Origin of the sequence: Prevotella sp. ne3005 (assembly GCF_900110085.1) — a bacterium.
GTDB lineage: Bacteria > Bacteroidota > Bacteroidia > Bacteroidales > Bacteroidaceae > Prevotella.
Window position 1 is genome coordinate 53,086 of the sequence record NZ_FOCK01000003.1, and the last position, 12,964, is coordinate 66,049.

Sequence of the window (12,964 nt, forward strand, 5' to 3'; positions counted from 1 at the left end):
TGTCTTGCTTTTCCGTGAAAGTGCAACATTCCGTCGTTTCTCTCCATCGAAAACAATTCTGAAGAAGTCAGGGACACCGCTATGACATAGAAATGGAGTACCTTTGCAAACAAAAATCTATAGAGAAGCAGAAATGAAGACAGGATTGGTATTAGAAGGAGGTGCGCTTCGGGGACTTTTTACGGCAGGTGTACTGGATGTACTCATGGAAAGCGGCGTGACCTTTGATGGCATGATAGGTGTGTCGGCTGGTGCAGCCTTTGGGTGCAATCTCAAGAGCTATCAGACACGACGTGTCATCCGCTATAATGAGACATACGCCAAGGATTGGCGGTATTGCAGTTTGAAGTCACTCATCAGGACTGGCAACCTGTTTGGAGCGGAGTTTGCCTACCATACGATTGCCGACGAACTGGACCCTTTCGACAATGTGGCATTTGAAAGAAATCCGATGGAGTTCCATCTGGTGGCAACTGAAGTGCATACGGGACGTGCCGTCTATCGGAAGATAAGCCAGGGAGGAACTAACCTGTATGAATGGCTACGTGCTTCATCGGCAATGCCTGTATTATCAAAGATTGTAGATGTCGATGGCTATCAGTTGTTAGATGGCGGTATAGCGGACTCTATACCGCTGCGATACTTTCAGGGGTTGGGATATGAGCGCAACCTTGTTGTGCTGACACAGCCGTCATTGTACCGCAAGACTCCTTTGAAAATGCAATGGCTTATCGAGAAACGGCTCTCGAAATATCCTGCGTTGTGCAAGGCGCTAGCGCACAGACACGAGATGTATAACCGCCAACTTCTCTATGTGGCTGAACAGGAATCAAAGGGAAATGTCATCGTCATACAGCCGGAAAGCACTCTGCCCATCAGCCACATTACCCATGATAGAGCAAAGATGAGAGAGACCTATAATCTTGGAAGAAAGGCAGCGGAGAAGAAACTGCCGGAAATTATGTCAATGGTGTTTTAGTCCTCCGCTTTCTTCTGGCTCCTGCACGCACTCGGCGACATGCCGAAGTGGCGGCGGACGTAGGAGCCGAAGTGGGAGATGTTGGCGAAGCCGAGGCGGTCGGCTATTTCCTTGATGGGGGTGGCGGTGTTGCGCAGGTAGTAGCGCACGTCCTCGACGACGTACTGGTTGATCCAGTCCTTGGCGGGCTTGCCGCTCTCGTGCTCGCAGACCATCGTCAGATACTTGGGCGTGATGGAGAGCAGGTCGGCATAGTAGCCCACGGGACGGCGCTTCACCTTCTCCTTGGTGAGCGTGGCGAGGAAGCGGTCGAAGAGTTGGCGGCTCTGCGTCTGGTAGGTCTGGGGCTCGGCGGTGTCGGACTCGTAGAGGATGCTGCACAGGCAGAAGAGCATCGACTGGATGAGCGATTGCATGGCTTGCTTGCTGAACTGGCTGTCGGGCATGTGCATGGACTGGCTGATGAGGGCGTGGTAGAGGCTGTGCTGGCGCACGATGTCGTCGGTGAGGCTGACGACGTTGGTGCGGCGGATATAGACGGCGCGATTCCAGACGCCGATGTGCTCGCGCAGCAGTTCGTGGATGATGCGCTCGGAGAGGCAGAGTATCTTGCACTCGAAGTCGGGGGAAATCATGAAGTCGGAGAGCACCACATCGGGGCAACTGAACAGCACGTCGTTCTTCTCCAACTGTCGGCGATTGCCGTTGATGTCGAGTTGTATGCGGCCCTCGCAGCAGAGGATGATGAAATTCATCTGGGCGCGGACGGGGTTAAGTTCGGTGAGTTCGCGGACGTTGTCGATGATGGCAATGTCGCCGTCGGCATAGACCTCGCGGACGCTGCGGTCGCGGATGGCGCTGATGCTGACCTCGTGGATGTACTTGTTGCTGTTCATCTTTTCTTCATATTGTTTGCATTTCTGGTGCAAATTTACGAATAAATCCGGCGATTTGCTACTTTTTTCTTCAAAAGAATTGTTCCGGACGGGAAGCAGTTGCCGTCGGGGGCAATATCTGAGAAGTCGGGAACACCGATGATAGGGATTTTTGTTGCAATTTTGCAGCATGAAACAGAGCAGACTACAATTAGTATATGCCATCGCAAGGCGGGAATGCAGGATGTTGGCTCATCGTCCTGTATTCCTCTTTGTGATGATTCTGGCACCCGTGCTGTGTGTCGTGTTTTTCACCTCGCTGATGGCCGAAGGATTGCCGACGGACATGCCGGCGGCGGTGGTTGACGAGGACAACACGCCGACCACGCGCAAACTGGTACGGGTGCTGGACGTGATGGAGATGGCCGACGTGAGCCGGAAGTACTACTCGTTCAGCGAGGCGCACGAGGCCATGCGGCGGGGCGAAATCTATGCGTTCTTCTACATTCCGAAGGGAACGACTGCCGAGGCCATCAGCACGCGGCAGCCCAAGGTGTCGTTCTATACTAACGATGCCTACCTGGTGCCGGGCAACCTGATTATGAAGGACATGAAGATGACGGGCGAACTGATACCGCTGGCACTGACCCGCGAGAAACTCCGTGCGAAGGGACTGCCGGAGACGGAGATGATGGCGTGGCTGCAGCCCATCCAGATAGAGCCGCACCCGATTGGCAATCCAACACTTGACTATAATGTATATCTGTCGAACATGGTGGTGCCGGGCATTCTGATTCTGCTCATCCTGCTGACCACCGTCTATACCATCGGCTTCGAGTGGAAGCAGCAGACGCAGAAGGCGTGGTATCAGATGGCGGGGCAGCGGGTGTCTATTGCGCTGGGGGCAAAGTTGCTGCCGCAGACCGCAATCTACACCGTTCAATGGTGGCTGATGGATTGGTGGTTCTTTGTCCACTGCGGGTTCCCATGTCAGTGTGGACTGGGCATGATGATGCTCATCGGACTGCTCACGGTGCTGGCATCGCAGGGCTTCGGCGTACTGCTGTTCGGCATTCAGGCTGGCATGATGCGCGTGGCTCTATGCATCTGTTCGCTATGGGGCATCCTGTCGTTCTCGCTGGCAGGCTTTACCTATCCCGTCACCGACATGCACCCCGTGTTGCAGGCGCTGTCAGTTTGGTTCCCGCTGCGCCATTACTACCTTATCTATGTCAACCAGGCACTCGACGGATTCCCCGTCCGCTATGTATGGTCATCGGTATGCTGGCTCGTTGCGTTCTGTGTATCGCCCCTGTTGGTACACTATCGTTATCGCAAGGCATTCCTTAAATTCGAATATTTGCCATGAAGAAGATAACCTACATATTTTACAGTGAGTTGAAGGACATCCTGCACGACCCTGGCATCCTCATATTCATCCTGTTCGTGCCATTGGCCTATCCGCTGCTCTATTCGTGGGTATATACCAACGAAGTGGTGCGCGAGGTGCCTGCCGTTGTCGTCGATGAGTCGGGCTCGATCCGTAGCCGAGAATTCATCCGTAGTATTGATGCCTCGCCCGATGTGCGTATTGTTGCCCGCTGCCGTTCGACGGAGGAGGCAAAGGGATGGGTGATGCGCCACGAGGCCTACGGCATCTATCAGATTCCTCGCAACTTTGCCCTCGATATCTGGCAGCACCGTCAGACCACCATCGGCTGCTATTGCGACATGTCGTCGATGCTCTACTACAAAGCCCTGTATCTGGCTGCTACCGATGTGTCGCTGGAGATGAACAAGGACATCAAGATAGAGCGGTTAGGGTCAATGACTGAACGCGATAAAGAGATAACCAAGATGCCTGTAGAGTATGAGCATGTGAAACTATACAACCCGTCTTCAGGCTTCGCCTCGTTTCTGATTCCGCCTGTGCTGATGCTCATCCTCCAGCAGACTCTGCTCCTGGGCATTGGTATGCAGATGGGGCGCACTCGCGAACGCTGGCAAGGATTTACTATCCCCTTCGACCGCCATTATAAGTGGGCACCCAACATTGTCGTTGGAAAGGCATTGGTTTATCTGGGTATCTATCTCGTCATGGGAATCTACGCCTTCACCTGCGTCAACAGCTGGTTCCAACTGCCTCGACTGGGCGATTACCTGACATTCCTCGGTTTCCTCGTCCCTTACCTGTTGGCCTGCATCTTCTTTGCCATGACGCTCTCTTCGCTGATATATCGCCGCGAAGACTGCATCCTCATCTTCGTATTCCTCTCGGTACCCATGTTGTTCCTGAGCGGCCTGTCGTGGCCGACCTCTGCTATGCCACCGTTCTGGAAACTCGTCTCTTGCCTGTTCCCCTCCACCTTCGGCATGAACGGCTATGTCCGCATCGCCTCGATGGGCTGCACACTCAATGAAATCCGAACCGAATACATAGCCCTCTGGATTCAGGCTGCCATCTATTTCACCACCGCCTGCATGATGTATCGCCGACATATTATAAAGATGGTGGGCAAACAGGGATGATACCTCTATCACTTCTATAGTCTTGGCCCCCGTTTCTTTTTCTTTCGCAGCATCTGTCGGCGGAATTCTTCCTCGGCAGGATCATAGACGGGATTATTGGAATCGAACAGGCCCAATGAAGGAATGCCTATAGATGGCTCATTGCGTTCTTGCTGTTTGGAATTTGGCTCTTCCTTTGGCTGCTCGTAGTGCCTTGTTTGCGGCTGATTACCTTTCGCCTCTTGTTGGGCTTTGTGTGCATTCTTTTTGATGACAGCATCCATTTTATCAAAGGCCATGCCACGTCTTATCTGTGAAGCCTTGAAGGTGTAGCCGTCTTTTGTGAAGCAGATACCCTGTATATCTTTTGGGGCTCGGCTGTCTTTCCTTCGCATCACCAACTTCATTTCTACACCTTCTTCCTTTAGATGTCCTACGAACTCTTTCCATGACGTTGACTGTGCCAATGTGTTAATGACAATGCGGTATATCTCGTATTTCGTCCTTTCAGTTCCTCTTAATCTATCGGTTTTAGTGTGTCCTTTGCCCTTTGAGAATGTCAGTCCGTATTTCCGTTTAAGCTGTTTCGTGACCTGTTCATTCCGTCTAAAATCGTTCTGGTCTGTGATGGTCTTGCCCTCGTTGTTGATGCGGTTATAGACCAGATGGCAGTGAGGATTGCCATTATCGAAGTGGCGAACAAGAAGAAACTGGGTGTCCTTGATGCCCATCAGTTCCATGTACTCACGGGCAATCTTCGTCATCGTCTCGTCGGTCAGTTTGTCCTTGTCCTCTGGCAGAAAACTCAGGGCGATATGGCCTACAGGCTTTGAGATTCTGGGATTCATCTGCCGTTGGAACTCAAAGCTGTCGATAATGTCCTGTGTCGTGGTCAGCAATACGCCATCGGAGGCAAGGATTCTTGCGTCTTCCTTGCCTGTCACATAGTGGACGCATCTACTAAACGATGCTGCTTTCATGATTTTCCCTATCATCTTTTCTTCTTGTTAGTACCTTGTTTGTACTCTCTTATCACATCAGTAATCTCTCCAAGCAGGTTGTCTATTGGCGAGTATAGGTAGATAAAGCCGTCCTGATGAGCCATTTTCGTTAGTTGGTTGAGGTTGTTCGCCATACCTACCAATGTTCGATACTCCTTCAGATCTGCCTCAGTACGGGGCTGTACGACCTCGGATTGTAAGGCAGACTCTCGGATATACTCTGCCAAACGCCTGTTCGCCTTACGGCTCCTTGTTCTCAAAATCTCGTAGTCTATCTTTGAAAACTTGACCGTGACAGCCTTTGACAGTCGCCTTGCATCGGCAACGGTCGGTCTGCCTTTCGATTTCTTCTTTTCTTGATTCCTTGTTGCTATCATAATTCCAGTGTATTCACTTTAGTGACTGTACTCACAGAATCTGCGACCAATGGGGAGCGGATTCCCTCGCGTCGTGGGTGCGAGCGAGATGGTTTTCGGGATGCCGAAAACATAACCTCGCCGCACTCAAACGTAGTTTCCAGACGATTGTGCCACCTTCGGTGTCAAACCACGTCAGTCTGGTCACAGGCTCCAGTCTTATCGCTCACAGTTTAAACCATTGTTCCATATCCTCTCCGTAGTTGCCAAAGTGGTGCTTAACCATGTTCTCCACGATGCCTGACGCACTCATACGCTTGCCTCCAAGCCTTCGTGCCACCTTGTCAAGTTCGTCGCGTAGTGACTCGCTGATGAACACGGGCTTTGGGTGATCAATCTTTGGCACAGGAAGAAAGACGGTGCCGTACTCATCGAGTGAAAGCCTACGCTGCTTGCTGCTGACACGGTGGGCAGGTGTCTGCTTGCCATCAGGAAGAGAAACAGGTTTCGGCTGCGCTTCTTCCTCTTGTTCATTCTTTGGCGGAGTCTCTTGTTTCTGGACTTCTTCTTTTGTAGTGGGTGAAATCACTGCATTGATGCCAGTGGAGATGACGGAGTTATCGCTCTCTTCAAGATCTGGGTAACGTTCATCCATGCTGATTAATGGGCGAGGTATGTCACCATACATGAAGGCTCTCAATGCCTCATCCTTCTCTTCCTTTGTCGGAGATACATTCTTGGTCTTTTTAGTTGTCATTTGATTTTGGTTTAATTGTTACTACTATGGTCAGAGCTGTCGCTGATGACCGTTTTTCTGGGCAAAAGTAAGATGATTGGAATTACCCTCCAAGCATTTGGATTAAGCTGCCCCATTCTGCATATATCGTGGAGGATGTGCGGATTTTCTGGTGATTGGTTCCCTGTTTTTCCGAGTGGCTATAGTGGATACATTGTATTGCATGGATATAATGGCTACAGTGATTATGGTGACTTCACTGTACCCAATATATATAATAATGTGTAGTGCTTGTTGGTATGTAAGTCCGTCGGTATGTAAGTCCGTTGGTACGTTTGATTGTTGGTACGTTGGTAAGTTGGTACGTTGGTAAGTTAGTACGTTTGAATGTTAGTACGTACAATCAGTTTAACGGCTGATTGATTTAGCAATTTAGCAACTGATTTTCCCGATTTCAGCTAAAGAGGTGGCACACGTGGCACCCATTATCTACGCCATGAGCGCCAACCGCCTCTAAAAATTTGGTGGTTACATCAGGAATCTGTAATTTCGCACCGCAATTGAACAAATGGCAGATGCCTTGCTTGCGCTGATTGCGCCGATTTTGAGGGCAAAACGGCGCAAGTTGTCTAAGAAATGTAGCAGTTAGGCATGGAAAACGTTACTTTTGCACTGGATTTGAAGAAATCGTGTCACCAATGTCACCGTTTTAGTGAGACATTCGGTGACACTTGCTTTGGAAAGGCAATAAGAATGGAGAGAATGTAGTACCTTCGCATCGACAAGAAGGAAATGGGCACAAAGGTGCTTGCACCGACCCACAATAGGAGTAGCCTACTACCCCCTGTTGCTTGCAATGCCGCAATCAGGTGCCATAGAAGGGTGTAGCCTAATACGCACCTTTCTGGCATGTGCCACACAAAGGTGCGCGTTCGCTTTCTGGTGAGCAAGCTCTGAAGGCATTAGAATAAAGAAAAGCTGAAGTGTTAATTCAGACAAGAAAACTTCCAAGCAACAGGCAACAGGAACTTTTGAAGTACCTTTGTCGACGGTTCAAAGAAGAGCTGGATAAAAATGAAGTATAACTTAAAAAATATAATAGTGATGGAGATTGTAAATATCGAAAAGGATGCCTACGAGAAGTTCGCAGGGCAGTTTGATCACTTCGTCAAGAAGATGATGGAGATGGGTAAGCGTGGCTCAGACAAGCGTCTGGGCGAGTGGATGGACAATCAGGAGGTATGCGACAGGTTGCGCATCAGTCCGAGAACGTTGCAGACGCTGAGGGACAATGGCACTCTGGCATATTCTCAGATTAGTCACAAGACGTATTACAAGCCGGAGGATGTGGAGAGCATCATGAAGGTTGTCGCGGAAAGGAAGAAAGATGCTGCATGGCGTAAGCCTCGAAAGCCAAGAACCAACGGGGCTGTAATGGTTTAGTGTGGAATGGAATAATAAACAAAAGTAAAACATGGAGAATTATCTGAAAGAGTTGATTACTTTGAGAACTGACGGCTTGGTGGATGCCATGAAGTCGATGAAGGAGATTGAGACGCTGTTTGACAAGGTGACATACAACTACCGTCCCTTGCTGAACGGAGAGCGGTACTTGTCGGACTTGGAAGTGTCGCATCGCCTGAAGATAAGCCGTCGCACATTGCAGGAATATCGTGACAGTGGTATTGTACCTTACATTAAGTTGGGTGGCAAGGTGCTCTATCGTGAGAGTGACCTTGAGAAGCTACTGGAGGAGTGCTATCATCCTGCATACCGTAAAGATTAGAAAAATGATTGTTCTTGTCTTTTCTTTGGATTTTCTGTGTCATTTCACTTGGAATGGCATGGAAAATCCTTCTTTCTATCATTCCCCCAGAAAAAATATGTTTTACATTGCTCTCATTTAAGAAAAATGTATTATCTTTGCAGTCGAGAACTAACAAATTTTGCAGATATTTGTATGTTTGCGAACATAAATATCATATCATAAATGACAGTAAAAGAGCGCATTACGAATGTGATTAACAGAAGTCAGAATGGAAGTCTGTTTTTCAACAACAGTTTCCCAAATTATGATGATGTCTATGTAAGACAGATATTGTCTGAGTTATGTGGACAGGAATTGATTTCGCGAATCTCCTACGGAATCTATGTCAAGCCTATGCGGAGCAAGTTTGGCATTGTCTTTCCTCCTGTGGGCGACATCATAAAGGCTATCGCCAAACGCGACAAAGCCAAGATTCTGCCAACTGGCAATACTGCAATGAATCTTTTAGGACTGTCAACACAAGTGCCTATGAATTCGGAGTATATAACCAGCGGCTCTGCAAGGGAGATTAAATTAGGGAATCGTACTATCCGGCTCAGGCGTAGCGTCCCCAAGAACTTTGCCTATAAAGGTGAGCTGATGCCCGTTCTTGTACAGGCACTGAAGGCTATTGGCAAAGAAGATCTGACAGACGAACATATCGGCATCATACGCAAATTGTTGACAGAGCACCCAGAAGAAAAGACGTGGCAGAAGGATTTGCAACTTGCACCTGCCTGGATTCGAAAGATAGTAACAACATTGAAAAAAGAGATTAACCATGAGTAGATGGATAGATAATAACTTGGCAGACCGTCTTTATATGGTCAACCGTATATCGGACTTGAAGAACATCGACCAAGAATCAATAGAAAAAGACTGGTGGGTGACAACCGTATTAAAGGCATTGTTCGAACTGAGTACATCAAAGTACACTTATTTCAAGGGAGGTACAAGTCTGAGCAAGGGCTGGAACATCATCAACCGATTTAGTGAAGACATTGACATTGCTCTATATCGTGACTTCTTCCTAATAGAAAAAGGTGTCGCGTGTGCCAGATGCGAGAACAACAACCAGATAAAGATGCTACGAAAGGCCTCTCGTGACTTCGTGCATGGTGAACTGAAAAGTGAGCTTGAAAAGAAACTGGAAAGTATAGGTCTTAGCGTGAAGGTGGAAGCTGTCACAACTCACATGACAGCAGAGGGTGAAAAGCCTATTGACCATGACGCAGACCCGACAGTGCTATTGGTACACTACCCCGGCATCTTCAATTCTGGTCATTCGTATGTTAAGCCCGTGGTGAAGATTGAGATCAGTTGTCTGTCAATGAAAGAACCATTTGAGGTGAAGCATATTTCTTCGTTGATTTCTGATGAGTTCAAGAATGATGACAGTGAAACAATGACCGATATTGCTACCATATCCCCATCGCGCACCTTTCTTGAGAAAGCCTTTCTCTTGAATGAAGAATACCAGCGCAGGAATCCCAGGACACTTCGCATGAGCCGACACCTCTACGACTTGGAGAAACTGATGGATACTGAATACGCGAGATCTGCATTGCAGGATGTGCCTCTATATACCGAGATTGTGGAGCATCGCAAAAAGTTCTATCACGTCGGTGGCGTTGACTATTCACTGGATATGCCAGACAAGATTTCTTTTTGTCCCGTTGGGGAGATACAAAACAGATTCCGTAGTGACTACGAGAACATGAAGTCGAGTTTTATCTATGGCAATCCTTTGGACTTTGATGCACTGTTAAAGCGGCTTGAAGAGTTACAAAAACGATTCCGGCAAATGGTGTTATAATATCTATGCCATTAGAGAATTATCAGGAGTGGATGGCTGAACGGCAACAACTTCTTGAACGAATCAGGAAGCTGGAAGTCGAAAATACCGAGTTGAGGAAACGACTTGGTGAAGATTTTGTGCCTGCTGTTCAGGAGCCGACAGCCATGCGAAAATTGTCGCTACAGGAAAAGATTGAACTGTTTCGGAATCTGTTCAAAGGACGTGAGGATGTCTTCGCCAGACGCTGGTATAGCAAAGCAAGCGGTAAGTCTGGTTATCAGCCTGTTTGTCAGAATGAGTGGAACCGTCTGCTTTGCGACAAGAAAGCTCATAAATGTGCAGAATGCCCAAATCGTCAGTTCTTGCCATTGACATACGATGACTTTTACCATCATTTGGAAGGAAAAAATGTCAATGGTGAAGATGTTATTGGCCTATATGTCCTCAAGGAGGATAATACATGCAACCTGTTATGCACCGACTTTGACGATAAGAACTGTGAACATGGCTATCAGGAAGACGTATTGGCATTTGTCAATGTATGTAAGAGTTGGGGCATTCCTTGTTCAGTCGAGCGTTCACGTTCTGGCAATGGTGCTCATGTGTGGATATTCTTTGGGACTCCTGTACTGGCGGTGAAAGCCAGAAGATTGGGCAATGCCATTCTTACAGAAGCAATGAATAGAAACGGGAAGATTGATTTCAAGTCATATGACAGATTCTTTCCTAATCAGGACACATTGCCAGATGGAGGTCTTGGTAATCTTGTAGCTCTTCCCTTACAAGGCAATGCTCGTAAAAATGGCAACAGTGTGTTCGTGAATGAGTATTTCGAGCCATACGATGATCAATGGGAGTACTTACTGAATGTGAAGAAACTCTCAGAGGATGTTTTGGAAGAGATATTGAGGCAGACTTCTAACATCCTGCCACTTGGCGAATTGTCAAAGACCAGCGAGAACAAGCCTTGGGAGATCCCCGTTGCAACCAAGATTGAAAGATCAGACTTCTCGTCAGAGGTTGTTGTCACTCGTTCGAATATGCTCTATATACCATTGAGCCAATTGTCATCAAAGGTTCTTAACCACCTCAGACGTATCGCCTCATTCCGCAATTCTGAATTCTATAGCAAACAGGCAATGCGACTCTCCACCTATTCAACACCACGTATCATTTCGTGTGCTGACTTAACAGATGAGTATCTTGCTTTGCCTCGTGGATGTGAGGATGCCGTCACTACATTGCTTAAAGAGAAAGGGGTTACTTATCGCTACGATGACAAGACTAATCACGGTAGGCCAATTTCTGTTCATTTCATCGGCACACTCCGAGATAATCAGCAAGAGGCGGTTAATGCTTTGGCTGCAAATAGCGCAGGTGTGCTCTTTGCAACGACTGCTTTCGGAAAAACGACGACAGGTATTGCCCTTATTGTCAAGCATGGCGTAAACACTCTGATATTGGTTCATACCAAAGCCTTACTTGACCAATGGGTTCAGAGATTGGAGCAATTTCTTGTAATAGACGATGTTCCTGAAGTTGAGGTTGGAAAACACAGACGGAAAAAAGTTCTTTCGCCTATTGGCACTCTTTCGTCAGCGGGAAACAGACTTCACGGTATCATCGACATAGCCCTTTTGCAATCGTGCATGACGGATAACGAAGTAAAAAACTTTGTGAAAGACTACGGTATGGTCATAGCTGATGAATGTCATCATATATCGGCTGTAAATTACGAACAGGTTTTGAAGGCAGTAAATGCCAGATATGTATATGGTCTGACTGCGACACCATTTCGCAAAGACGGGCATCAGCCCATTCTCTTCATGCAATGTGGACCGATCAGATATGCTACTGATGCCAAAGCCCAGATGCAGAACCAGACCTTCCAGCGTCTGCTTGTGCCTCGGTTTACTCCATTCAGACCTGTAAATGGTGAAGACCTTTCGTTTACGAAAGTTGCTCAACAACTGGCAGAGGACGAATATCGTAACTTGTTTATAGTCAAGGATGTTATTGAGGCCCTAAAAGAAGGTCGTTTGCCAATAATATTAACTGACAGGACTTTGCATGTTACAATATTGGCAGAACTTCTGAAACCTCACTGCCCTAACGTGATTACTCTTGTTGGTTCTGAAAGCATCAAGGAGAAACGCCAGAAGATGGAACAACTGCATTCTATTCCTTCCACTGAGCCACTTGTTATTATTGCCACAGGCAAGTATGTCGGCGAGGGCTTTGACTATGCCCGTCTCGATACGCTGTTTCTGGTATCGCCCATAGCATGGAAAGGCAGACTACAACAATACGCTGGCCGACTGCATCGTGAGTTTGAGGGGAAAAAGGATGTACAAGTCTATGACTATATCGACATACGAGTCCCTGTTTGCGAATCCATGTATCGTAAACGTCTGAAAGGATATGCCTCAATCGGCTATAGAATCAGAAATAATGAGATGTTTGAAAGTCTGTTCCCAACAGCAGACTTAATCTATGATGGTCAGAACTTCGTGCAACCATTTATTTCAGACTTGACTCAGTGTAAACGTTCTATAGTAATTTCATGTCCCAGAGTAAAGATTGGTAGGAACACACAAATAGCAGAGCGACTTATTGATTTAACTGCAAATGGAATAGAAGTTGTACTCTATACAAAAGAAGAGAACGATGATACTCTTCGTTTGCTACATCAAGGGATGCAGATTATCACAATTGACCGTCTTTCCCTACATACTGCTATTATCGACAAGAGCATTATATGGTATGGCAGCGTCAACATCCTTGGTTACCACTCTATTGAAGACAATCTCATTAGATTCAAGAATGCTGAGATAGCCACGAATTTATTAGCCTCTATTATTGAGAAATAGAATTGTTGCCAGTTCCTCCATATAGAAGTAAACT

The 12,964-nt window shown here is 47.4% G+C and carries 12 protein-coding genes; 8 read left to right on the forward strand and 4 right to left on the reverse strand.

What is annotated here, in order from left to right:
* Positions 1-133 precede the first annotated feature (133 nt).
* On the forward strand, positions 134-979 hold the full coding sequence (locus BMY16_RS05110) for a patatin-like phospholipase family protein (protein WP_091840625.1): 846 nt from the start codon (positions 134-136) through the stop codon (positions 977-979).
* Here the strand turns inward: BMY16_RS05110 and BMY16_RS05115 are convergent.
* Positions 976-1,908 carry a helix-turn-helix domain-containing protein gene (locus tag BMY16_RS05115; protein WP_170836013.1) on the reverse strand — a complete coding sequence of 311 codons (933 nt, stop codon included), beginning with the start codon at positions 1,906-1,908 and terminating at the stop codon, positions 976-978. The genes BMY16_RS05110 and BMY16_RS05115 overlap by 4 nt on opposite strands.
* A 136-nt stretch (positions 1,909-2,044) precedes the next feature.
* Here BMY16_RS05115 and BMY16_RS05120 point away from each other — a divergent pair, with 136 nt between their 5' ends.
* Together BMY16_RS05120 and BMY16_RS05125 are read left to right on the forward strand one after the other, a co-directional pair.
* The gene (locus BMY16_RS05120) at positions 2,045-3,223 is read left to right on the forward strand and encodes an ABC transporter permease (protein ID WP_091840628.1); all 1,179 of its coding nucleotides are present in this window, start codon (positions 2,045-2,047) and stop codon (positions 3,221-3,223) included.
* Complete coding sequence (locus BMY16_RS05125; protein ID WP_091840630.1) at positions 3,220-4,383, forward strand: ABC transporter permease; 1,164 nt, start codon at positions 3,220-3,222, stop codon at positions 4,381-4,383. The genes BMY16_RS05120 and BMY16_RS05125 overlap by 4 nt, the downstream gene beginning before the upstream one ends.
* A 14-nt stretch (positions 4,384-4,397) precedes the next feature.
* Here the strand turns inward: BMY16_RS05125 and BMY16_RS05130 are convergent, their stop codons facing one another.
* The 3 genes from BMY16_RS05130 to BMY16_RS05140 all read right to left on the reverse strand — a co-directional run bounded on the left by BMY16_RS05130 (position 4,398) and on the right by BMY16_RS05140 (position 6,476).
* On the reverse strand, positions 4,398-5,357 hold the full coding sequence (locus BMY16_RS05130; protein WP_091840631.1) for a relaxase/mobilization nuclease domain-containing protein: 960 nt from the start codon (positions 5,355-5,357) through the stop codon (positions 4,398-4,400).
* Positions 5,354-5,740, reverse strand: a complete 387-nt coding sequence (locus BMY16_RS05135) for a plasmid mobilization protein (RefSeq protein ID WP_091840633.1) — start codon at positions 5,738-5,740, stop codon at positions 5,354-5,356. The genes BMY16_RS05130 and BMY16_RS05135 overlap by 4 nt, the downstream gene beginning before the upstream one ends.
* Positions 5,741-5,945: 205 nt before the next feature.
* Positions 5,946-6,476, reverse strand: coding sequence for a DUF3408 domain-containing protein (locus BMY16_RS05140; RefSeq protein WP_244512910.1), 531 nt, complete (start codon positions 6,474-6,476; stop codon positions 5,946-5,948).
* A 1,083-nt stretch (positions 6,477-7,559) separates the two neighbouring features.
* Here BMY16_RS05140 and BMY16_RS05145 point away from each other — a divergent pair.
* From BMY16_RS05145 to BMY16_RS05165, 5 genes are all read left to right on the forward strand, one after another.
* Positions 7,560-7,898 (forward strand): helix-turn-helix domain-containing protein, encoded by a 339-nt coding sequence (locus BMY16_RS05145; protein WP_091841030.1) that lies wholly within the window; start codon positions 7,560-7,562, stop codon positions 7,896-7,898.
* Between the two features lie 31 nt (positions 7,899-7,929).
* The gene (locus BMY16_RS05150; protein ID WP_013064966.1) at positions 7,930-8,241 is read left to right on the forward strand and encodes a helix-turn-helix domain-containing protein; all 312 of its coding nucleotides are present in this window, start codon (positions 7,930-7,932) and stop codon (positions 8,239-8,241) included.
* Positions 8,242-8,445: 204 nt separating this feature from the next.
* Positions 8,446-9,051, forward strand: a complete 606-nt coding sequence (locus BMY16_RS05155; protein WP_091840634.1) for a DUF6088 family protein — start codon at positions 8,446-8,448, stop codon at positions 9,049-9,051.
* Positions 9,044-10,078 (forward strand): nucleotidyl transferase AbiEii/AbiGii toxin family protein, encoded by a 1,035-nt coding sequence (locus BMY16_RS05160; RefSeq protein WP_091840636.1) that lies wholly within the window; start codon positions 9,044-9,046, stop codon positions 10,076-10,078. Before BMY16_RS05155 ends, BMY16_RS05160 begins: the two co-directional genes overlap by 8 nt.
* Positions 10,079-10,083: 5 nt before the next feature.
* Positions 10,084-12,930: a TOTE conflict system archaeo-eukaryotic primase domain-containing protein gene (locus BMY16_RS05165; protein ID WP_244512912.1), complete on the forward strand. Its 2,847-nt coding sequence runs from the start codon at positions 10,084-10,086 to the stop codon at positions 12,928-12,930.
* Positions 12,931-12,964: the final 34 nt, after the last annotated feature.